Origin of the sequence: Cytophaga sp. FL35 (assembly GCF_014349235.1) — a bacterium.
Lineage (GTDB): Bacteria > Bacteroidota > Bacteroidia > Flavobacteriales > Flavobacteriaceae > Euzebyella.
Map to the genome: position 1 here is coordinate 1 of NZ_JACSOH010000030.1, position 23,557 is coordinate 23,557.

A 23,557-nucleotide genomic window follows, 5' to 3' on the forward strand; every position below is an offset into this window, starting at 1 on the left:
GTATGAATTTAAGATCCTGAGCCGCCTGATTCTCACTAACTTTCAAAAATAATCTCCTAAGTTCTTGCATTAATCAGGTAGAAATTTTGGAGTTTAAACTTATATTTCTCCAAGTATCGGGAAAATAGGGCGTGTGAAAATAATGATGTGCCAAATCTCTTAAGAAAGGATAACCTGCTTTATCAGTTCTATATTCATAAGTAAACTCATCTTTTCTCTTAAAGAGCAGCTCTTGAAATTCTTCAAAAGTTATGGTGGCCTCCAATGTGTTTTCTTTTCTGAAACTGATTTCGGCTTGATAACCATCGCGAACCGATTTGGAAAACAGCTGCTCTTCAAGGTCGTTCTCGGTATCCTCGATTAATTCTTTGGAGGAAGAATTCAAGCTATGATGTGGAACGAAAATCCCAAGGTCTATATCGTGCTCCTTGACAAACTCCTTTAACAAATAGAATTCATCTTCCATATCAAATAGGGCCAAGTATTCCAATAAGGTAGCAATTAGAGGAGAGGTTGAATCGATGTAATAAATAGGTTTCTCTCCCTTTATAGTCAGCTCGATGACACTTCTTATATTATTATTGGCATCTGGTAATCTTCCGTATGTACTTTTTGCATGACGTATGTATCCCAGAACTTGTTTAAGGTAATTTTTGGCACTTTGAACATCGCCTAAATTTAATAGAAGGTTAATAATGTCCAATATTACTATTGAATCAATGTCTAAAAGAACTCGGGCAGAAACCGAATTTTGATTAATTACTTCTACCAAAGCCTTGTTCGCGTTTTTAAAATCGAATTTAGGATTAAAAGTTCTTTCAAAATTAAGTGTAAAACATAGTGTTTGTAAGTATTGAATCGTTCTATATGTGTATCCTATTTCTTCATATCGACCGGATTCATTACTTGCCAGTCCATCCTTTAACCGGGCAAACGGCATCGTCCTTTTGAGATATTCACATAAAAGAGTGTAGTAGAAAATGAGGATTTGCTGGAAATACCCCATGACCACTTGATTTGATTCAAGCTTATTTTTTAAAATCCAGTACCAAAATCTCAGTAGTAGGTGGGTAAGGTAACGCTTGGCAATGTCAAGATTGTTGTATTCTTTGGATTCCGTATATATTATTAAGGAAATTAAACGCAGTGATTCAAACAATAAAATCCACTTTCGAGGAAGTTTTTTCTTGGAACCCTTAAAAGTTTTTCTGGTCAATATTACATCTATCAACTCCACAAAATCGTCGGATACCCCATCCGATGTATTCAGGTTGACAAGAATACGGTTAAACAGTTTTGTGGTCTTAATATCAGTCAACAGATACTCTCCAAAGAGTTTGTCAGCAAACAATTCGGTCAGCTTGTAGATGTTCCATTCTACGAATTCAGTACCCTTATCATGAAATTCCTTTTTTACGAAACCGTTTAACTGCTCCCTCGTTTTTCCGGACACCATACCATTAAATACCAAAACGACCTTGATCGGCAAATCTTTGAACTTGGGGTAAGTAGTCTCAAAATCATGGTCAATAGTCATTGTGAGCGTTTCTCTTACACCATTTGGCCCGTTATTCCAATTTCTACCATCTATATTTCCCGCTTTAAGTTCAAAATAAAAGCGTTTTTTAGTGCCATCATCGTCATCCTTAACCGCAACTAAATCCTTTCCATACTGGGAAAAGCCTTTGTACTCCTTTGGAGTTGACAACACTTCAAACCCCATGGATTGGAGAAGCATGGGAAAAATAGCATCCAACTCTTTGTCTTCCTTTAAGGATTCTAAATATTTCTGAACAATAATTGGTTTGATATCCATTAACTATCAAATTTCTTCAAATTCATTTCAAATAAATCGGGGTTACGATATGCCCTAGCGTCTAACCAATGTTCCGATTTTACCGTTCCCAAAGGCATTACTTCCTCACGCCCCTGTATTTTCCAACTGTTGCCTCTCACGATTACGGTATTCTTTGCAAATCCAAAAAAAGACCCCTCCCCCTTTCCTATGCTATCCATCATTTTTGCCCTTTGTTCATGTTCGAGACTATAGTATAGATTCATAAGCTCCTTTTCATTTTCATGAGGGTTAACATCGTGCACAGCGGATTTCATCTTTTTCACTTCATTGTATACATCCAACGCTTTCTTGATCGGAGCAAGAAACTGTTTGTCTTCTTTCGATGTACTTAACAAATCTGTTATAGATTTATAAAGCATGGTATTGTATGAATCAAAGACCAACTGTGCAAGTTCATCTTTTAAATAAGTAACGACCTCTGGAAATGGCGATTCTCGCAGTTTTATCAATATTGGTATCAACTCATTGATCGAATGAGGATATAAACAAAAACATTCGACAGCCTTTAGCTGTTTATTTTTCGAATCTAATAATTGTAAATCGATGGGTAATGGATGACCATGGCCGCACATGATAATTTCCACAGGCAGAAGCCCTAATCTGAATCTTGGATCGAACATAGCGAGAATTTCATTTTGGGTCTCCTTCAGATTCTGTGACCAAAAATGCAAAATTGCATTCTCAAAAAATTTAATTGAATTTCTACCCCATTTAGTATAATAACAGGATTTTATTAAGCGGAATAGGTAACTTGGGTTTTGAAACCTAAAAAAGAAATTGTCAAGAATCTTAAAATTTGAAGTTCGGTTAAGGTAAGAGATGAGCAACTTATACTTATTTTCTTCGTAACCTTTTATGAATTCTACGCTCCATATTACTGCATGGGCAACATCGTCGCTTTTGCATGCGAAGAAGCTATTGATCTTCTTGAAACATTTCGCCCGCATCGTTTTAGATGTTAATGGGCTCTCAATGATATTGCCAAGAATATTTGTTCGGCGTTGATACGCCGCTTCGGCACTTTCTTTTTCGACTAACCGATAAACCTTATAAAGTACTTTTTTAGTGTTAATTTCAATGGCACTAAAAAAACGATAGCCTTCTTCGGGATTCGTTTCCACTATTTTCTCAAACTCCGAGAATATTCCTGTATGTCCGTTGTTAAAGAGACCTACGGCCAAATTTGTCAGAAACACAGGATGTCGAAGTGACTTCATTTTGGAACTGACAAAATATAGATTTTTCGCTAGGTGCAAATTATTCGCACATAATTCCCTAGCAAATGAAAGGACGTAATGTGAATCACCTTTGTCCAAAACTTCATCACATATCCCCAATATTTTTTCAGCATCATATCCCGAATGAGGTAAGAACCTGAAAAAACAATCATCAAATAAAAAAAGATGATTTTCATGTTTTTGAGAAGGACCAATAATCCGCTTGTAAAAATCAGCAATATCTACACCGTTCTTTTCCAACTGGAATAAGATATAGCCCTTTAGTCCTTTAAGGATAGCACTATAGGAGCCAATTACATTTGGTTTAATATCATTCTCTTTTTTTAATATTTCCTCAAGTCCGTCCACCATGGCAAACGAACGCGAAATATCATTTGGGAATTTTTTGCCAATTCTGCCCTCCGCCAAATCATAAAGGGATTGATTAAATAAGAAAGAATTTGTTTCCAGTTCTAGTAAATCCGGTACTTCTTGTAAGTGCTTTAATATTTTGAGCTTAACTAGGATATCCACTCCTTCCAATTCGGCCTTTTTAAATTGAGTTTTTTTGGTCTCAAAGACCTTAGTAATCAATCTGTTGATAAAACCTTTTTCCTGTTGATTCATTTAACCTCTGCTGTTTATAGTATTTACTAGTATATTTTTTTTGTGATAGCCTACTATAAAGATAGTAGGTATTCAGGCAATTCCTTGAAAAAGACATTCTAGCTAGAAAAAAATGATAGGCTATTTTTCAATGGAGCATATACAATGGTCTTATTCGTTTAAGAGGTTTCTCCAGCACCTTAAACTAAAGTTTTCACTTACCTTTCGTGCACAATGGCGCTAAGGACATTGTCTCTAAATTACATTCCTGGTAAAGAGCCTCTCTACATATTATCTTGAACCCAATCCCAAAGTTTGGATTTCCATTTCGTTACTCCATTGAAATATGGGAGACGCTCCATTCCCAATAAAAACTTCGGCGTCAAGTTCGCTTGAACTAAATTAACATTTAGAGTTTTGTTCCGCTTCAAGAGGAGTTTGAAATTTGACAACTAAGGGTTTTGTCATACTGCCATGTCAGGATGTTTCAGTAACCCTTTCTATAAATAGCCTCTTTCTTTTGAGAACTCTTTACATTATGCCTTTTGGTCATAGTACTAGGATTAGGCTTAAACTCCCTAGACTATAATCAAAAAAACATAACTCTTTACAAAATCCGCTTTTTGTAAAGAGTTTAATTCACTTCTACGGTAATGGGATATAAGAATTTTTTCAACTTATGTATACTCCGGGTATCCTAATTCTCCTTTAGTATTGCAGTGAGAACTGAATAAAACATCTCCGTGGACCAGTTCTAAGCAAAAAAGTTTTTCATGATAACAACAATGAAAAACTTTGGACAGGTCAAGAAGCATATACTGATTGGAAAACCACCTTGTTCTCCAATATTTTGCCTCAAATTAAAGAGAACAAACCACTATAGTCTTCCGGAAGCTCTGCATCAATATCCTTCAAATAGGCCTTAAGCGCATCTAGAGTGGAATGGCCTGTAATTAGCATTAACTTATCACAAGTTTCGGTATACGTAAAGTCTTTTCTGAGCTTCCTAAAAAGTAGCGTTATAAACGTATGCCTAAAGGAGTAGATGGTATATTCACTTCCCAACTGTAGAGTTTCCCCGGTTGCAATTAGATATTCGTTATATTTCTTTTTAAGCTTCCAAAACCGTTTTGTAAAGTAATCCCTTCTACTTGATTCTATGGCTTCCCATTCACCAATGCCGGTAGGCGTAAACAAAAAGTGATTTTGTACAGAGAAGTCTAAATCCTGAATTTCGCGAAGAACGATATCAGGTATGATTTTAGTCTTCTCGGGCTTATTCTTTGCCTGAACGCGCAATAGTTTTTGAGAAAGAAAAATATCCTTTAACCTAAGTCTACATACTTCAATTGGTCGTAAAAAATTATAGGAAACAAATTTTACGAAGAGCAATAGAAGTGGGTCGTTTTCCTTCATAAAAGCGAACAAACCTTCCAGAACTTTCAACGAATAGGTCTTATGACTTACCGATTTCGTGTTGAGTACCTTGATATTTTCGATAAAATTTCTTGGGATGATATCGTTATCTTCTAGTTCGCCGAATAACGAACTTAGTACGATACGGGTGTTGTTCCGGTTTCTTGCGCTTGAAGCTTTGACGATACTCTGGAGATAATCGTTTACGGTTTGTTTGGTAACGCTGAGAATACTTTTGTCAAGTAGATTCTTTTTATCCAAATAAGTTTTAAACCTGCCATATCGGCTTTTGTAATCTTTGACGGAAGTTTCCGAAAGTTCACTGAGCTTTATGCCGTACGCATAATCCAGTGCCTCTTCAGCCGTATATTCCAAGGATTTTGAATTTAGCTTAAGCTTGTCCTTGTAAGGAGAATATCCTTCTTTCAACATTTCCAGCAAAACCTCCTTGATGATCCCTAAGTGTAATAACCTTTCCGCTTTGGTCTTAAAATTCTTGTTGACACTCATCGTAACTGGTGTCTGGCGAACCAACACGGGATTTCCGAGTTTGTCGAAATGGTCGGGTTTGGCGAAGGAGTAGTAGACATACCACCTTTTGGAGAGGTCGAAATCATCCCCGCCATGATAGATCTTCGGTTCCGTGTATCTCTTCTTCAAACCGTGTTTGTATGCGGTAGCGTATGCGCTTTGCAATATATCAAAAAAAGAACCCATTGGCAACAGTTTCAAAACACTGTCAGTCAATGGGTTAATCTAGTAGCGGGGACTGGACTCGAACCAGCGACCTTCGGGTTATGAGCCCGACGAGCTACCTACTGCTCTACCCCGCGATATGGGTTTCTTCTCACTTGCATCATTGCTGCAGTTCATTACTCTGCCAAGAAGACCGCTACTTTGTTCGTAACGGGCAGCAAATATACAACCGTTTTATTGTATTATCAAAACATATTCGAGAATCTTTTTTTATCCGCCCATAAAACCCCTAAAATGTATACCTTCGAGACTTGCTACATTGCCTATGGAACTAATTAACGACCTAATCTCGGGAGCGCTACCTTTTACGGAGTGGCCCATGTTTATTCTTTTAATCGGTGGGGGACTATTCTTAGTCTTCTATTCCAAGTTTTTACCCTATCGCTTTTTTGGTCATGCCATCGCTATAACGGCAGGTAAATATGATGACAAAACAGCACAGGGTGATGTGAGTTCGTTTCAAGCGTTATCGGCTGCAGTTGCTGCCACTGTGGGATTGGGAAATATCTCCGGGGTGGCCATTGCCATTCATGATGGCGGTCCGGGGGTGGTGTTTTGGATCTGGGTCACGGCCCTCATTGGTATGTGTATCAAATTCTATTCCTGTAGCTTGGCTGTGATGTACCGAACTACGGATGCCGATGGTAAATTGCAAGGCGGCCCCATGTATTATATTACTAAAGGCCTAGGGGAGAAGGCACGGCCTCTGGCCCTGTTTTTTGCGGTGTGCGGACTTTTTGGCTTTTTAGGTGTTTTTACGGCAAACCAGTTCACGGACACTTTTATGACCGTTGTAGAGCCTAATGAGACCATTGCCAATTTTGGAACCTTTAATTGGCAGTTGGGTATTGGTTTTGTACTGGCCATTGTAACTTCTTTTGTTATTTTCGGGGGACTGACAAAAATTGCAAAAGTGGCTTCGGCCATAGTTCCCTTTATGGTTTTGGTCTATTTATTGGCCGTAGTGGTGGTGATGGTTTTAAATGCTTCCCAAATCATTCCTTCTTTAAAAATGATCGTTACCGAAGCCTGGAACTTCAAAACGGTGGTGACTGGAGGCTTTTGGGGGCTAGTAATTATCGGTATCCGTAGGGCCATGTTTTCCAACGAGGCCGGTTTGGGTAGTGCCCCTATGTACCATGGGCAGTCAAAAACCGATAGTCCTATAAAAGAAGGGCTTGTGGCCATGTTAGGTCCATTTATTGATACGATTTTGGTATGTACTTTCACCGCAGTCGTAATCATTTTAAGTGGCGCTTATTTAGAGGACGGTAGCGGTATTGTTATGACCCTTTCCGCTTTTGAAAAGACCCTTTTTGGTTATGGCGATGACCTTTTAATGCTCATCGTTACCGCGTTTGCCTTGTCCACCTTGTTTACCTATTCCTATTACGGGGTGAAGTGTTTGTCTTTTCTGACGAACCCAAAAATAGGCAAGTATTACAACTGGTATTTTGTCATCATGATTGTTTTTGCAGCGGTGGCTTCTTTGGAATTGGTAAAGAACCTCATTGATCTTTCCTATGCATTAATGGTAATACCCAATATGATTGCCGTACTTTTGTTGGCTCCTAAAGTAAATAAGGAGGCTAAAAAGTATTTTCAGAGGTTAAAAGGTGAGCAGGGATAATTTTGAACATGAATTTTTTGGAATTGGCATCCAGAACGGAAAGACACCGGAAAATTTAGGGGTGCTTTGGCGCACCGCTCAAAATTTGGGTGCCAGTTTTATTTTTACCATTGGAAACAGGTATGCGAAACAATCGAGCGATACCCACCAAGCAGTAAAGGCCATGCCCTATTTCCACTACGATACTTTTGATGATTTTTATGGAAATTTACCTAAAGGGGCCATGTTGGTAGGGGTAGAAATGACAGAGAACGCCGTGGATCTGGAGACCTTTCACCATCCCAGAAGGTGTGTTTATTTATTAGGGGCCGAAGACCATGGGCTCACCGCTCAGGCCTGTAAAAAATCGCATCATTTGGTACGTTTCCAGTCGGTAAAAAGTTTGAATGTCGCCGTGGCCGGAAGTATCGTGATGTACGATAGAAATTTACCAAAACCCAGGTTTAACAAAAGATAAGGTATGGAAAAGCATAAATCAGGATTTGTAAATATTATTGGAAACCCCAATGTAGGTAAATCTACTTTGATGAATGCCTTTGTGGGCGAAAAATTATCCATTATTACTTCCAAAGCACAGACCACCAGACACCGAATTCTAGGTATTGTCAATGGAGAAGATTTTCAGGTGATTTTGTCCGATACCCCGGGAATAATCAAACCGGCCTATGAGCTTCAATCCAGTATGATGAATTTCGTCAAAACGGCATTTGAAGATGCCGATGTTCTTATTTACATGGTAGAAATAGGGGAGAAAGCTTTAAAGGACGAGGCTTTTTTTGAAAAAATAAAGAATAGCAAAATTCCCGTACTGTTGCTTTTGAACAAAGTGGATACGGCCACTCAAGAATTGTTGGAAGAACAAGTGCAATACTGGCAAAACCTTTTGCCTACAGTAGAGTTGCACCCTATTTCGGCCTTGAGCAATTTCAATATCAAAAATGTATTTGAACGCATCATCGAATTACTTCCCGAAGGGCCGGCCTATTATCCCAAAGACCAATTGACGGACAAACCGGAGCGATTTTTTGTCAATGAGACCATCCGCGAGAAAATTCTTTTGAATTATAAAAAGGAGATTCCATATTCGGTAGAAATTGAAACAGAAGAATTCATAGAGGACGAAGATATCATTCGCATGCGGGCGGTGATCATGGTGGAAAGAGATTCCCAAAAAGGAATAATAATAGGCCATAAAGGCAGCGCTTTAAAAAAGGTGGGTATGGAAGCCCGTAAGGATCTGGAGCAATTTTTTGGTAAGCAGGTACACATAGAACTCTATGTAAAGGTCAACAAAAATTGGCGTAGTGATGTGCGTCAACTCAAGCGTTTTGGGTACAACCAAAACTAAATCATAACATTAGCTTATTATTGAGCTTACTTTTTGGTTACGGTATTTGATCATATTCGTTTTTAGATAAATAACTATACCGTACTATGAAAAAATCACTATTAGCAGCCCTGGTTGCAGGAGCTGCACTTTCTTCTTGCATTAAAGATTACATTGGCATGCCTGGTCAGGATAATGACAAGGACGTAGCCGCACTTACCTTTGAGAAAATAGGAACTTTTAGTAATGGTGAAGGTGATGAAGGCTTTGCCGAAATCAGTGCCTTTGATGCCAAAACGAACAAACTTTTTATCGTAAATCCCAATGATGATGAGGTTTCGGTTTGGGATATTTCAAATCCGGGCATGTCCGTAAAACTTTCAGGTATACCTTTGAATGGTACTCCAAACAGCGTGGCCGTTCATAAAGGCCTATTGGCCGTAGCGGTCGAAGATGCCAACAAGCAGGCAAATGGAACCATCGTAACCTATGACACCGAAACCCTTCAGATGGTAGAAACATATACTGCAGGTGCACTGCCTGATATGGTTGCCTTCTCACCGAACGGAAATTATATCGTTGCGGCAAACGAAGGGGAGCCTAATGATGACTATACGGTGGATCCCGAAGGATCGATTTCCGTTATCGATTTAAATAAGAGCGAAGTAGCTACTCTTTACTTTGCTAATTTCAGCCAAGAAGGTATAGGTAATGATTTTAGGGTTTTTGGGCCGGGTGCGAGCTTTGCCCAAGATGTGGAACCGGAATACGTCGCTATTTCTGATGATAGCCGTTATGCCTACGTAACCTTACAAGAGAACAACGGTATTGCGGTGGTCGATTTAAAGTCCATGAGCATTACTAATATATACGGGTTGGGAACAAAAGATCATTCCTTGCCTATGAATAGTTTGGATGCCAGCAATGAAGATGATATGGTGGGTAACTTCCAGAATTGGCCGGTATACGGTTTCTATATGCCCGATGCCATTGCGTTTGCAAAGGTGAAAGGAGGCGAATACTTGATTACCGCTAATGAAGGTGATGCCAGGGATTATGATGGCTATTCTGAGGAAGAAAGGGTAAAAGATTTAGAATTGGATGCCACCGTATTCCCCAATGCCGAGGAACTTCAAATGGATGAGAATTTAGGAAGGTTAAAAACCACTACAGCCAACGGCGATATTGATGGTGATGGAGATTTTGATAAGATTTATTCCTACGGTACGCGTTCTTTCACGATATGGGATACTTACGGAACACAGGTATATGATAGTGGAGACGACCTAGGAAGGAAAACTTTTGAATTGAATCCTTCGTATTTCAATGCCGATGAGGGCGAAGCCGACGGTCGCAGCGACGACAAAGGAGCTGAGCCGGAAGCGGTGACTACCCTAAAAGTAGGTAGTTCAACATTGTTGTTCGTTGGGCTGGAACGTACAGGTGGCGTGATGGTGTACGACATTTCCAATCCGTATGCACCTGAGTTTGTCAATTGGATATTCGATGCGCAGGATGTGGCTCCTGAAGGTCTATTGGTAGTGCCCGCAAAAGATAGTCCTACAAAGGAAGACTTGTTGATTGTTACTAACGAAGTAAGCAACACCGTTTCTATCTACGAAATCAAATAGTAAATTTTTAGTACACTTTTTTTGGGACAAACCCTTATCCATTCTGGTAAGGGTTTTTATGGTATTTTGTTAGAGCTTTCCAATATTCTTTGCATATAGGAGTATAGCTCGTGCATCTGTGGTTTCCCTTTGTGTTTTCCAACCCGCCCAAAAACATAAAGTGCCAACCAAATGATAACCATAAGTGCCATTAAGCTGAGTTGGAGAGCATACGGACGATTTAATATGGCACTGGAATACGCCCAAATGCCTAATATGATAAAAACAGTAGCAATCCCAAAATGCAGGAACATAAAGAATGTCCATAAGGTAGGATTGGGGCCAAAAAGACCGTAAAGTTTACTTTGGTCGTCTTTGTATACATTTATTTCCAGATGTAATTGAGGGGACCAAAAATGAACACGCTCTGAATTGAATTTGATAAAAACATGGTCGTCCAACCTTCTAATTATAAACGGTTTTTCTTCGGATTTTTCAAAGGCGGATAGCAGTGTTTCCTTCGTTTGCGCCAGTTCCAATTGAAATCTCGGTCTTAAAACAATGTCATTGGGCAAGGCTTTCATGGTCAGGGACTTTTAAGAAAGAAGAAGATACATAATTCGTTAAAATATTAGTAGTACTTTTGTCGCAAAATTATTGCAGGTATGAGTGCTATCGTTGCTATTGTGGGAAGGCCTAATGTGGGAAAGTCCACCTTTTTTAACCGTTTGATACAGCGGAGGGAGGCCATTGTTGATGCCGTTAGTGGCGTTACCCGAGATAGGCACTACGGAAAAAGTGATTGGAACGGAAAAGAGTTTTCCTTAATTGATACTGGAGGTTACGTAGTGGGTAGCGATGACGTATTTGAAAAGGAAATCGATAAGCAGGTAGAGTTGGCCATTGATGAAGCGGACGCCATTATTTTTATGGTGGATGTGGAAACCGGGGTTACAGGAATGGACGAGGATGTAGCAAAGTTGCTCCGTAGAGTGGACAAACCGGTATTCTTGGCAATCAACAAAGTTGATAATGCCATGAGAGAAGAAGATGCCGTGGAGTTCTATGCTCTTGGTCTAGGGGAGTTTTACACGCTTTCCAGTATAAATGGTAGTGGAACCGGGGACCTTCTGGATGCCTTAGTGGAAGTGCTTCCGGAGAAAGTGAATGAAGAAAGTGAATTGCCACGTTTTGCTGTGGTAGGAAGGCCAAATGCGGGTAAATCCTCTTTTATCAACGCCTTGATCGGTGAAGACCGTTACATTGTGACGGATATTGCCGGTACAACGAGGGATAGTATAGATACCAAGTACAACCGATTCGGTTTTGAATTTAATTTAGTGGATACCGCCGGTATTCGTAGAAAAAGAAAGGTTAAGGAAGACCTTGAATTCTATTCGGTTATGCGCTCCGTTAGAGCCATAGAGCACAGTGACGTATGTATTTTGCTATTTGATGCCACCCGTGGTTTTGACGGCCAGGTAGAGAATATTTTTTGGCTTGCCCAGCGTAATAACAAAGGCGTTGTAATTTTAGTGAACAAATGGGATTTGGTAGAGGATAAAGAGACCAATACCATTAAGCAGTATACCAAGCAGATTAAAAAAGCCATTGAGCCGTTTGTAGATGTACCTATTATCTTTATTTCGGCCCTGACCAAACAACGAATTTATAAGGCCATTGAAATAGCGGTGGAGGTTTATAAAAACCGTTCCAAAAAAATTAAGACAAGGCGGATAAATGATGTAATGCTTCCCATCATTGAGAAAACACCACCTCCTGCATACAAGGATAAATACGTGAAAATCAAGTTTATTACCCAATTGCCCACTCCTTATCCGCAGTTTGCCTTTTTCTGTAATTTACCGCAGTATGTCAGGGATCCGTACAAGCGTTTCTTAGAAAATAAGTTGCGCGAGCATTTTGATTTCACTGGCGTTCCCGTCACGGTTTTCATGAGGAAAAAATAGGTTCGGCACTTTTAAGCTTTTCAAACATTTTGTGAAAAAACACAAACTTTTGTTAAGTGCGCCACATACTGTTAATGGATTTCTATTTTTGGTCTATACCAATTACAACTAAAACCACTAAACAGATATACCCATGAACAAAGCCTTTTTCGCTTTTGTTCTGTGCATTTTTTTATCCCCCTATTTAACGGCACAAGAATTTAAGATTACCGGTTCGGTCAAAGATGCGAGTACCCAAAATCCTTTGGAAGCAACCACCATTTATGCGGAGTCTCCAAAGGACAGCGTTTTAGTGGCTTATACAATTTCTGATGAGAACGGGTATTTTGAACTGGAAGAGCGTACTTCTTTAAAAAGACTCAACCTTTTTGTCTCTTATAATGGCTACAAACCCTTAACCATGAATTTGGAGGTAAAACCTTCTACCAATTTGGGAACAATTCAAATGGAACCTCAAGCGCAGGAATTGGAAGGGGTAAACGTGGTTGGCGAACGTGTGCCCATTCAAGTGAAAAAGGACACCCTTGAGTTCAATGCAGATTCATTCAAAACCAGACCTGATGCCAATGTAGAGGATGTCTTAAAAAAGCTTCCGGGGGTAGATGTAGATAGTGACGGAAAGATTACCGTCAACGGGAAAGAGGTAAACAAGGTGTTGGTTAACGGTCAGGTGTTTTTTAGTAATGACCCCAAGGTAGCAACCAAAAGTCTTCCCAAGGAAGTAATAGACAAAATCCAGATTACGGATTCCAAGACCAAAACTCAGGAGTTTACCGGGGAAGATGGGGATGGTGAAAGCAAGACCATCAACTTGACCATTAAAAAGGATAAGAATAAAGGAATACTTGGGAGGGCGGCAGCTGGTTACGGAACCGATGAGCGCTACCAACTTAACGGATTGCTCAACTATTTCAATGATACGGAGCGAATGAGTTTTATTGCCAGTAGCAACAACATCAATAACTCCGGCTTTTCTTTTGATGAAATTTATGATATGGTTGGCAATACACGAGGCGGTTATGACGGCGCTCGCGAATCTGGGCTCATCAATAATTTTGGAAACGGAATTACCACATCCTCCAATATTGGAGGGAGCTATGCCAATGCCAAAAAAGGTACATATGAAGTAGATGGAAATTACTTTTTTGGCTACAGCGATTCTTTTAACGACCAAAAGACAAACAGGGAAAATATTTTGCCCAACGGCCGCTTCTTTTCAGATAGTGAGAGTAATTTCTTGGGCACTACCAATTCCAATAGAGGTGCGGCCAATTTGGAATTTGATATTGATGAAACCCTTCGTATTTCCCTTGAACCCTCTATGAGTGTCAATAGAACGGACAGTTATAACTTCAATACTTCGGTAACAACGGATGCATCTGGAAACCTGATCAATGAAAACAATAGAACCACCGTTAGTGATGGTTTTCAGAGAAATTTTTCCAATAGACTCGAGATTATTAAAAAGTTGGATACCGTCGGTAGGTTTGTAAGTATTCGGTTTTCCAACAACAATAATGAGAATAGAGATGTTTCCAACTTGGCATCACTTAGGGAAGTATATGGGGAAAATGCCGAAACGCAAGAGCTTAACCAACTTACCGAGGTAAGCAATAAACGTAACAGCTATGAAGTACAGGCAGAGTACCGCCATCCGATTACCGAAAAATTCTTTTTGGATCTGGAATATACCTACAGCCACGATGACCGTGAAAATAGCAAGCAAATTAATGATTTTGATGAGCAACAAGGAGATTATCTGCTGTTCAACGAAGAGCTGAGTTCTAATTTCAATTTTAAGAATATTCAGCAAACTCCGGCAATCGGTATTCGACGAAACGGGGAGAAACTCAATTTTAGGATAGGAGCCGAGTATAAGCTAACGGATTTGAGTAACCAAGATTTTCTACAAAATTCCAATTTCTCCAAATCTTATAAAAATCTGCTTTTCAATGCTAGAATGCGCTACTCTTTGGGTAGAAATAAGCGATTTTTTGCAAGGTATCGATCTAATTTAAATTTGCCGTCTGTAAATCAGTTACAGCCGGTTCCCAATGTCAGTAATCCACTTAATGTGGTTATCGGTAATCCAGAGCTTTCTCCGGAGGTCAACCATAATGTGAACTTTAATTACAATGATTTCAATTGGAAAGATCGTACCGGTTTGTATGCCTATTTCAATATGAACTTTCAAAAAGACAGGGTTTCGGCCATTTCCACAACAGATGAAAATTTTCTTAGGACAACCCGTTTCACCAATATTGATGGAAATTACAATGGATGGGCAGGGTTCGGATACTCCAAACAGATTAAAAAAGACAGTGTTTTTACAGCTAAATTCAATGTAAGACCGGGTATGAGCTTTGGCAAACAGGTGAGTTTTACCAATGGGGTGAGATTGGAGGCCAAAAGTATGGATGTTTCTCCCAACCTTTCCATCACTTATAATTACAAGGAGCTTTTGGAAATTGAGCCCGGCTACGGTATATCTTTTAATAACACCCGGTACAATTTGGAGAGTGTAGAGGATATTAATTTCACTTCCCAGAATGCCAGTCTGAGATTAACTACCTATTGGCCAAAAAATGTAATTTTTGGTAATGATATTCGCTATACATACAACGGAAATGTAGGACCCGGTTTTAAAAAGGATGCAGTTTTTTGGAACATGAGCTTAGGCCTTGAAATTCTTAATAAGAAAGGAACTGTCAAGGTGTTGGCTTACGACCTTTTGGACCAAAATATCAACACCAGAAGAACAACGGGTGAAGACTTTATCCAAGATTTTCAGGGTACGGTGTTGAAACGCTATTTTATGGGAAGTTTTACCTATAAATTTGACCAGTTTGGAGGTGCAAAACCATCTCGGGGAGGCCGGTTTAGAAGGCTTTAATAGCGGTCTATGGTACTAAAAGTATACTACCGTTATAGATTTCTTGTATTTCTTTTGTTTCGTCATTTATCTTAAAAGAATCTGTCCTTAAAATACCTCCACAGCATCCACTGTTAGGTGTACGCTTTAATTCTAGGTCCAAATTGTATGTTATGGAATCTTTAATGATGAGTTGGTAAGAAAACGTATCTTCATTCCAATTACTATCCCTTAATATGAGCATGTCCGTTTCCAATATATTTTCGATGGAAAGCTGGGCCGAGGTACTTCCCTTTAAGGTGATATCTTCCAAGGTCAAACTCTCGTTGGTAAGTAAATTTTCTTTTGTAGTGCTGTCTCTAAGCTGAAATAGGAGTTCTGAAATACGACCTTCGCAGATGGTGGCAGCGCAGTCTACTTCGTCCGACTCACAAAAGGATAAAAACAATAAGGGAATGAAGAGGAGGTATTTGATCATAGCTTTTTGTAAAAAGATGCATTTATGTTAATTGGTTGCTTTATAGAGGAGAGAAATTTGTTATTGTATTGATAAATGTAGTATGTGAAAGGCAAGTTCTATCTTTGATTAAAAATAGCGAAAAAACAACTGATTTTATGAGCGATTCACATGCGTTTTTTATGAAAAGGGCCATTGAAATGGCGGCTAAGGGTATGAATTCCAATGCGGGAGGTCCCTTTGGTGCAGTAGTGGTCAAAGACGGAGAGATTGTTGCCGAAGGCCATAATAAGGTTACCTCTACCAATGACCCAACAGCACATGCAGAAGTGGTGGTAATTAGAGAGGCTTGTGAAAAGTTAGGCTCTTTTCAGCTAACGGACTGTATACTATACACCTCCTGTGAGCCATGCCCCATGTGTTTAGGGGCCATTTATTGGGCCAGGCCAAAGGCCGTTTATTTTGCGTGTACCAAGGAAGATGCCAAGGCCATTGATTTTGATGACCGTTTTATCTATGACGAATTGGAAAAGGATATGGATGACCGCCAGATGACGTTTGTACAATTGCTTAGAAAGGAAGCACTGCCCGTTTTTCAAAGTTGGGCCGAAAAAAATGACCGAACAGAATACTGATTTGGCCATGTTTTAGTAATTTTCAGAACTTCCCCTATTGTAGTCTAAAATATTAAAACTTTATTAATGACAAAAGCAGAGCTTATTGCTGAAATGGCGGCGGACGCAAATATTACCAAGGAGGAAGCGAAAATGGCATTAGAATCATTTTTAGGGAATATAGAGGAGTCCTTAAGTAAAGGTAACCGCGTATCACTCACTGGTTTTGGCTCTTGGTCAGTTACAAAGAGAGAAGCGAGGATTGGAAGAAATCCTAGCACTGGTGAAAAAATTAAGATTGGTCAGAAAAAGATAGTCAAATTTAAGCCAAGTATTAAATTAATAAAAAAAGGTACGGGAGATGGCGGTCCAAGAAGTAAATAAAAAAACGATTGATGATTACAAAGATGACTACTTATATTATACTGGTAAGACTAGCGAGTTAAACCGAAATTTAGCTTTTGCAGGTGTAGCCATAATTTGGATTTTTAAAACGACATCTGAGTCCGGTTTTGTAATTCCAAAAGAATTAATTTCTCCTCTAATTTGGCTTGTAATATCTTTAAGCTTAGATCTTTTTCAATATTTGTGTGGAGGATTAATTTGGTTGATTTTTTACAGATATTATGAGAACATGATCAATAATAAGAAGCGAAAACCAAATAAAGACTTGAAGGCACACCCAATATTACCTGGGGTTTTACATTTTTTTTATTGGTCAAAAATTGTTGCTAATTTAATTGCATACTACCTTTTACTGAGCTTTTTATTCAAAGAACTATTTCATTAGTTTTAAATTTAAACAGCATTTAAAGTGGATTTAGCGAGTTTTTTATCGTATTGGTCTAAAAATGAATTGATTGAGTTATCTTAAATAGTGTGTTGTCTTTACTTTTAAGGTAAAATTTTCAAGGTGAGTACTTATTCCCAATCCATTTTTATTCCTATACTGTTCCTATTTAATATGATTATTATGGCTTCGCTTCATGCTCAAGATTTAGATTTCCATCAATGGAAAAATAGAGTTTTGATTATTAAATCCGAAGATGGGAAAAGTGAGCAATTTAAACAACAATTGAAAGAGTTTGAAACTTCCGAAGCAGGTCTTAAAGAAAGGAAAATAGCGCTTTATAGGATTGTGGGCAATGACTTTTGGTTAAAGGACTATACCGGGCAATTTGCTAATACCTCAGGAAAAATTACCTCAAAGTTTAAAGATGAAATTTTAGAAGCTTCAAAGAATTTTGAAGTTATCCTAATTGGCTTGGACGGAGGGGTAAAACTTCGTCAATCTTCATTGTTATCTAAAGAACAGCTTTTTCAGCTTATAGATTCCATGCCCATGAGGGCGAATGAATTGAAAAGAAATAACTAGCAAGCTACCCAGAATTAGTTACTCCCTAAAAATCAAATCTTGCTTTTCCATAGCCAAAACAACGAGGTCTACATACCGATCCGTGGTTTTTTCAATATTCTTGGGGTCACTGATATCTATGGCCCCACGCCAAATTAAGGAGCGCTCCTTGCCTTCGCAGATGCAATAAAGCGAGGTTTGGGCATGGTAAATCGTAAACGGGTCATAGTAACCGGCATCGTAGTAGATGGATTGATTGTCATGATAATCATTTGGAAATCCACCGCCGTATGAGCTCCAAGAGGCTACACTTTCACGAAAACTGGTACGGTCTGTTGCCCCGGTGATTTTGGTGAACAGAATGGCGTCAAATCCTTTGTCCAACAAACTTTGTTCAAAATTATCCAGTTCCTCCTCACTTCTTTTGGAATCAGTAAAGTTGAGGTCAAAAACATCGATACTTCGCATGGCCTCAACTCCGCGCTTGTCGAACTCATTTTTAAGTCGGCTTTCAAAATTTATCCGGGCTTCCTCGTTTTGGGCCATTCCAACAATAAGCACTTTATAGGCATCAAAAAGAACAATATCCGGGTTTTTATAGTTTTCCACCAAACTGGTATTGGAACAAGCTGCCAGTAAAGTAAGACAAAAGAAGAAAAGTTTCTTAATGTTCATCAATTTAGGGTTTAGGTATATAATGCTATGCTTCATTGGTTGGCATTTGAGTTTAGTGGCAGACCTAATTTGTTTTTTTCTTAAGTCATTCAGGTTAAAAACAAGGTTACAGCATAGGTGATTTGTTGTCAAGACTTTCCCTAGTAGCAAAGATATGGGCACCGCTTACAATGGTTTATGACATTGATCAGGTTTCTATAAAATAATCCATGCAAAATGAAATTACGAGAAATGTATTATGGTAACAGTAAAATTGAAATATTGCAAAATTATTTAAATGATTATTGTTAATTTAATAGACTTTAAACTTTAATTTATGAAATATTTTAACTCAAAAATGAGTATTCTTTCGGGAGTCCTTATCCTTTCTATTGGAGCGTGTAAAACCGATAATAAGAAAGATTTGGGCAACCAAACCAAACAGCCCATATTGGGTTACCGATCGGCCAAAATTCTAAAGGTTGAAGGCTTTGGTTTTAAAGACCTTAATAAAGACGGTCAGTTGAATCCATACGAGGATTGGAGATTATCCTCAAAAGCACGAAGTACAGATTTGCTTAAAAGAATGAGTCTTGAGGAAAAAGCGGGATTTATGTTGATCAGTACTACACGATTGGAAAATGATTGGTCCTTTAGTAGACCCCAAAACGACAAACCAATCACGAGCGGATTTAATGAGGTAGATCAGATTAATGAGACCAATATATTCACCAAAAAGCCTTTAGCTTATCCTACCATGACTGCTGCTGGAACTACGAAGGATGTCACCCAGTTTCATAAAAGACACTTTATCCTAAGAGCGAATCCAACGGTTGATATTTTGGTAAATTATACGAACAATCTTCAGGAACTATGCGAATCCAACGGACACGGTATACCGGGTATTATCACCTCTAACCCTAGAAATCATATTGCTATAGATGCCTCTATAGGTCTAACGGTAGGCAAGACACCTTTTACGCAATGGCCCGGCGAGCTTGGTCTGGCGGCCATGAGGGATTTTGACCTTACCAGGGAATTTGCCGAAATGTCCGGTGAGGAATGGCGGTCTGTAGGACTTAGAAAAGGATATATGTATATGGCAGATTTGGCCACGGATCCGAGATGGCAAAGGGTGGAAGGAACTTTTGGTGAGGATGCCCAGTTGGCCTCAAAGATGATGAAGGAAGTTATTTTGGGCTTTCAGGGTGATAGTTTATCCAATACATCGGTAGCTTTGACAACCAAACACTTTCCAGGCGGGGGGGCTACAGAAGGTGGTCAGGACCCGCATTTTGATTGGGGCAAGAGGGAAGTTTTTGAATCAGATATGTTTAAAAATAATTTAATTCCCTTTAAGGCTGCCATAGAAGCCGGTTCTTCATCTATCATGCCTTATTATTCCTATCCTGTTCATACGCCCTATCCAGAAGTGGGCTATGCTTTTAATAAGGAAGTGTTGCAAGGTGTTTTGAGAGGAGAATTAGGTTATAAGGGAATTATAAACTCAGATACAGGTCCAATAGATATGATGCCTTGGGGAGTAGAGGAGCTCGATTTTATTGAGCGGTATAAAATGGCTTTGGAAGCAGGGGTCAATCTTTTTTCCGGTACGGCAGACCCCACTAAATTAATAGAAACGTTGAAAAAATATCCTGAACTATCAGATTATGTAGATGCTTCCGTGCAACTCTTATTAGAGGAAAAGTTTAATTTGGGACTTTTTGAAAACCCATATGTCGATTTAAATAAAGCCAAGGAAATAGTAGGGAATTCAAACTTTAAGGAGAAGGCGGATCTGGCAATGAAAAAATCCATTGTGCTACTCAGAAATGATACGGAATCTAGCAATGCCCTTCCCCTGAAGGAAAAAACAAAGATATATTTTGAAACGTACCTTCCCAAGAGAGGTGAAGACAGTTCAAATGTCTTTAAACCTGAGAACTATACAGGTAACCTACAGTTTGTAGATACTCCGGAAGAGGCAGATTTAGTTTTGTTATGGTTGGTGCCAAAGGGTAAATCCCTATTTCAATCAGATGGTAGTCCGTTACATGTAAACCTTTCCAATAATGGTATAGATACCAAGTATGTAAATTCATTGATTGCTAAAAAGCCAACTGTATTGGCGATAAATTTCACCAACCCTTGGGCTATTGATGAAATTTATTCAGATGGTGAGAGCGGTAATGTTACCAGTGTACTTGCCACTTTTGGCACAACTCCAGAAGCCATTTTAGCTGTGGTGGAAGGTAAATTTAATCCAACAGGTAAGATGCCTTTTTCAACACCCGTTAACGACCAAGCTGCCATAGACCAAAAATCAGATTTGCCAGGGTACATGGAAGGGGAGGGATATGCCCTTTTTAATTTCGATGAAGGCATATCTTATGGCGAATAAGGGCATTTAACAAAACTTAACAACGAACTTTTTTTGCTCTAAGGTTCTTTAAATACCTTCACCTCAAATTATAATAGTTTTAACTAGAAAATGTCTGTAAATGAGAGCAGCAGTTTTTGAGGAGTTCAAAGGAGAAATAGTTATTAAGGATGTACCATCTCCAACACCGGAGAATCATGGGGTAGTTTTAGAGATTAAAGCTACGGGTATGTGTTTGAGTGATTGGCATGCTTGGCAAGGACACGATGAGGATATTATATTGCCTCATGTGCCGGGTCATGAACTGGCAGGAGAAATTGTTGCCGTTGGTAAGGATGTTCGTAATTTTAAAGTTGGTGACAGGGTAACCGTACCTTTCGTTGGCGGTTGTGGAAAGTGTTATGAATGCCATTCAGGAAATCATCAAGTTTGTGATAATCAATCGCAACCTGGTTTTACCCATTGGGGTTCTTTTGCACAGTATATGCAGCTAAATTTTGCCGATATTAACTTGGTAAAACTTCCACAGGAAATAAGCAATGAGACCGCCTGTATTTTAGGGTGTAGGTTTATAACTTCCTTTAGGGCCGTTGTAGAACAAGGTAATATTAAAGGAGGTGAGTTTGTGGCTGTTCATGGATGTGGAGGGGTAGGATTGTCCGCCATTATGATTGCTTCCGCTATGGGAGCTCAGGTTATAGCCGTTGATATCAATGATAAAACATTACAGCTCGCCAAGGATTTAGGGGCGGTTGCAACGGTTAATGGTAAAACATCCGCTGACGTAGTGGGCGAGGTAAAGGAATTGACCAAAGGTGGAGCACACGTTTCATTGGATGCCTTAGGAAGTCAAATTACCTGTTTTAATTCCATTTCCAATTTGCGAAAAAGGGGAAAACACGTTCAAGTAGGTTTAATGGCCGGTGACCACAAGCACCCTCAAGTTCCCATGGATAAAATTATAGCGAATGAATTGGAAGTTTTAGGTAGCCATGGAATGCAGGCTTACAAATACGCTGAAATACTTGAAATGATACGCGTAGGTACTTTGGCACCACAAAAGTTACTGGACCGTTCCATTTCTTTGGAGGAATCTATAGAATTGCTTCCCCAAATGAATCAATACAAAAGCAGTGGAATAACAGTAATCAACTCTTTTTGATTACCACACTTTAAATGTTAAAGCTCCAGCAATTATTTGCTGGAGCTTTTTTGTTCAGTCTTAATAGAGTTTATCAATTGCTATCAAAATCCCTTTGACCCTGCTTACATTTAGCTTTTTAAAATATTTATATGATTGATCTAAAAGGGACATTACTTCTGGATTATCCTTAAACTTTTGTCTTGCCAAGTAAAGGTGGGTAGCTAGTTCCAAATCTTTTAGATTGGAATGCACTTTTGTGTAATCCTGAATCTCAATTAGATAATCAAATCCAAATTCCAAGGTGGGCTCGATCATAGTGCCTTCGCCAAAATCATTCCATGTAATTAATTGGACAAATTCCGAGTCTTCGTGATGATTAAGAAAGAGTGTTTCCCGAAACGTTTCTATTGACGGGGCAATGGTAAAATAATCAGACCCCCAATTCCAGCCACCTTCGGTATAAAAATTGTCATAGCCAGGATAAGCAGAACCTACAGTATATTTTAAATTTGGGCCGTAGTTGTAATAACCCTCCATATCATCCATGTAACCTGGGCTTATCCAAATAAATTCACCATCTATAACGTTTGGTAGTCTTTCCGTTGATCCCCATAAACTTAAAAATGATATGTTACTCTTTAAGCTTAAATTCTCCAAAGCTGTACTCCAAGTGGACTCTTCCGTAAGATAATTTGGACCAAAAACAAAAAATGCTGGTTTATCTTGAACCCTAATGTAGTTGTCCTTTACAAAGTAGGATTCGTTCAATAAGTTCATATCGTCTTGCAACAATTCAACTTCTCCTTTAGAGAGATTTTGAAAAGAATTGTCAGCTACTCGGTCTTCATACATAATGGCAAAATCAAGGTCTATATCATTCAGTTCTTCCATAAAGGTCTCGGTAGCTTCCCTAATAAGCCCATAGTCATTTTCATTTCTACTCCCATACCAATCAAATATAACCCCATCAATTCCTGCAAGTTTCATTAATAAAAAGTGATATTCCTGTAAGTAGGGGTCCCTTGAGGAATAAGGACCCACTAATGGATAATAATGACTTGCAATATTTCTTCTGCCGTCTTCATCGGTAACGTTTGGGTTTTTATTGGCCATGGTCCAGTGTTGACCCCAGTAACCATCATAGGATATGGATTGGAACCATGGCATATAATGTACATACACTTTTTTGCTATTATTCTTTCCAACCCACATTGGTGGCGGGTTTTTATCAGAAATAGTACCTTTTTTAAAATTGGAAAGCTCTTCGTCAACAATTTTCTGTAACTCTTTTTTCGAGAAATTTCCCTCTAATGGGGGTAGTTGGTAATAGGCACTGTTAGATTTTATTTCGTTGGAAAATGTGGTTTCTACAGGTTCTAATTTTTCGTTTATAGAAGTTTCTTCTGTAAGTGAATCCTTTTCACATGAGGTCATGGCAATCAATAGGGCATTCCACAGTAAAAGCACTGAATTTCTCGTTATCAGTTTCATAATAAGTAGGTTTAAGGGAGAAAATTAGATTTTTATTACTTGCAACCTGAGGTATATCATCCAACTAGCTAATAACTTTAGATGAGCGAAAGATAAATGTCGACGAATGAATTCTTTAAATCATAGATTCCAAAGGAAAAACCGGAAGAACCTTACTATGAAAAGTTTAGGTACCTTATTCAATAAATAGTATCGATTGCC

General features: G+C 38.9%; 19 protein-coding genes and 1 tRNA gene. 12 read left to right on the forward strand and 8 right to left on the reverse strand.

Going from position 1 to position 23,557, the window contains the following annotated elements; translation table 11 throughout:
* Positions 1-73: 73 nt before the first annotated feature.
* The 4 genes from BIZ36_RS17895 to BIZ36_RS17910 form a co-directional block, all read right to left on the reverse strand.
* Positions 74-1,816 carry a hypothetical protein gene (locus BIZ36_RS17895; protein ID WP_187459267.1) on the reverse strand — a complete coding sequence of 581 codons (1,743 nt, stop codon included), beginning with the start codon at positions 1,814-1,816 and terminating at the stop codon, positions 74-76.
* Complete coding sequence (locus BIZ36_RS17900) at positions 1,816-3,702, reverse strand: hypothetical protein (RefSeq protein ID WP_187459268.1); 1,887 nt, start codon at positions 3,700-3,702, stop codon at positions 1,816-1,818. Before BIZ36_RS17900 ends, BIZ36_RS17895 begins: the two co-directional genes overlap by 1 nt.
* 834 nt (positions 3,703-4,536) lie before the next feature.
* The gene (locus BIZ36_RS17905; protein WP_187459269.1) at positions 4,537-5,814 is read right to left on the reverse strand and encodes a tyrosine-type recombinase/integrase; all 1,278 of its coding nucleotides are present in this window, start codon (positions 5,812-5,814) and stop codon (positions 4,537-4,539) included.
* A gap of 43 nt (positions 5,815-5,857) precedes the next feature.
* Positions 5,858-5,930: transfer RNA gene (locus BIZ36_RS17910), tRNA-Met, on the reverse strand.
* A 188-nt stretch (positions 5,931-6,118) separates the two neighbouring features.
* Here BIZ36_RS17910 and BIZ36_RS17915 point away from each other — a divergent pair.
* From BIZ36_RS17915 to BIZ36_RS17930, 4 genes are all read left to right on the forward strand, one after another.
* Positions 6,119-7,483 carry an alanine/glycine:cation symporter family protein gene (locus BIZ36_RS17915; RefSeq protein ID WP_187459270.1) on the forward strand — a complete coding sequence of 455 codons (1,365 nt, stop codon included), beginning with the start codon at positions 6,119-6,121 and terminating at the stop codon, positions 7,481-7,483.
* Entirely contained in the window at positions 7,470-7,940 is a 471-nt protein-coding gene (locus BIZ36_RS17920) for an RNA methyltransferase (RefSeq protein ID WP_187459271.1), read from the forward strand. The genes BIZ36_RS17915 and BIZ36_RS17920 overlap by 14 nt, the downstream gene beginning before the upstream one ends.
* A 3-nt stretch (positions 7,941-7,943) precedes the next feature.
* On the forward strand, positions 7,944-8,831 hold the full coding sequence (era, locus tag BIZ36_RS17925; protein ID WP_187459272.1) for a GTPase Era: 888 nt from the start codon (positions 7,944-7,946) through the stop codon (positions 8,829-8,831).
* A gap of 86 nt (positions 8,832-8,917) precedes the next feature.
* Positions 8,918-10,441 (forward strand): choice-of-anchor I family protein, encoded by a 1,524-nt coding sequence (locus tag BIZ36_RS17930; RefSeq protein ID WP_187459273.1) that lies wholly within the window; start codon positions 8,918-8,920, stop codon positions 10,439-10,441.
* 56 nt (positions 10,442-10,497) lie between these two features.
* On the opposite strand, the gene BIZ36_RS17935 is transcribed toward BIZ36_RS17930, so the two are convergent.
* Positions 10,498-11,004: a GTP-binding protein gene (locus BIZ36_RS17935; protein ID WP_187459274.1), complete on the reverse strand. Its 507-nt coding sequence runs from the start codon at positions 11,002-11,004 to the stop codon at positions 10,498-10,500.
* Between the two features lie 81 nt (positions 11,005-11,085).
* Here BIZ36_RS17935 and der point away from each other — a divergent pair, with 81 nt between their 5' ends.
* Both der and BIZ36_RS17945 read left to right on the forward strand, forming a co-directional pair.
* The gene (der, locus tag BIZ36_RS17940) at positions 11,086-12,390 is read left to right on the forward strand and encodes a ribosome biogenesis GTPase Der (protein WP_187459275.1); all 1,305 of its coding nucleotides are present in this window, start codon (positions 11,086-11,088) and stop codon (positions 12,388-12,390) included.
* A gap of 133 nt (positions 12,391-12,523) precedes the next feature.
* Positions 12,524-15,283 carry an outer membrane beta-barrel protein gene (locus BIZ36_RS17945; RefSeq protein ID WP_187459276.1) on the forward strand — a complete coding sequence of 920 codons (2,760 nt, stop codon included), beginning with the start codon at positions 12,524-12,526 and terminating at the stop codon, positions 15,281-15,283.
* Between the two features lie 7 nt (positions 15,284-15,290).
* On the opposite strand, the gene BIZ36_RS17950 is transcribed toward BIZ36_RS17945, so the two are convergent.
* A complete protein-coding gene (locus tag BIZ36_RS17950) occupies positions 15,291-15,740 on the reverse strand; it encodes a hypothetical protein (RefSeq protein WP_187459277.1) in 450 nt (149 codons plus the stop codon).
* Positions 15,741-15,877: 137 nt separating this feature from the next.
* Here BIZ36_RS17950 and BIZ36_RS17955 point away from each other — a divergent pair, with 137 nt between their 5' ends.
* The 4 genes from BIZ36_RS17955 (at position 15,878) to BIZ36_RS17970 (ending at position 17,708) form a co-directional block, all read left to right on the forward strand.
* Positions 15,878-16,354, forward strand: a complete 477-nt coding sequence (locus BIZ36_RS17955; protein ID WP_187459278.1) for a nucleoside deaminase — start codon at positions 15,878-15,880, stop codon at positions 16,352-16,354.
* 66 nt (positions 16,355-16,420) lie between these two features.
* Positions 16,421-16,717 (forward strand): HU family DNA-binding protein, encoded by a 297-nt coding sequence (locus BIZ36_RS17960; RefSeq protein ID WP_187459279.1) that lies wholly within the window; start codon positions 16,421-16,423, stop codon positions 16,715-16,717.
* On the forward strand, positions 16,695-17,123 hold the full coding sequence (locus tag BIZ36_RS17965) for a hypothetical protein (RefSeq protein WP_187459280.1): 429 nt from the start codon (positions 16,695-16,697) through the stop codon (positions 17,121-17,123). Before BIZ36_RS17960 ends, BIZ36_RS17965 begins: the two co-directional genes overlap by 23 nt.
* Before the next feature lie 183 nt (positions 17,124-17,306).
* A complete protein-coding gene (locus BIZ36_RS17970) occupies positions 17,307-17,708 on the forward strand; it encodes a DUF4174 domain-containing protein (RefSeq protein WP_222937450.1) in 402 nt (133 codons plus the stop codon).
* Positions 17,709-17,726: 18 nt separating this feature from the next.
* Here BIZ36_RS17970 and BIZ36_RS17975 read toward each other — a convergent pair whose 3' ends face one another.
* Positions 17,727-18,362: a hypothetical protein gene (locus BIZ36_RS17975; RefSeq protein ID WP_187459281.1), complete on the reverse strand. Its 636-nt coding sequence runs from the start codon at positions 18,360-18,362 to the stop codon at positions 17,727-17,729.
* Between the two features lie 316 nt (positions 18,363-18,678).
* Between BIZ36_RS17975 and BIZ36_RS17980 the strand changes: the two genes are divergently transcribed.
* Positions 18,679-20,742 (forward strand): glycoside hydrolase family 3 protein, encoded by a 2,064-nt coding sequence (locus BIZ36_RS17980; protein WP_187459282.1) that lies wholly within the window; start codon positions 18,679-18,681, stop codon positions 20,740-20,742.
* Between the two features lie 100 nt (positions 20,743-20,842).
* On the forward strand, positions 20,843-21,883 hold the full coding sequence (locus BIZ36_RS17985; RefSeq protein WP_187459283.1) for a zinc-dependent alcohol dehydrogenase family protein: 1,041 nt from the start codon (positions 20,843-20,845) through the stop codon (positions 21,881-21,883).
* 60 nt (positions 21,884-21,943) lie between these two features.
* On the opposite strand, the gene BIZ36_RS17990 is transcribed toward BIZ36_RS17985, so the two are convergent.
* Complete coding sequence (locus BIZ36_RS17990; protein WP_187459284.1) at positions 21,944-23,356, reverse strand: glycoside hydrolase family 99 protein; 1,413 nt, start codon at positions 23,354-23,356, stop codon at positions 21,944-21,946.
* Between the last annotated feature and the right edge of the window lie 201 nt (positions 23,357-23,557).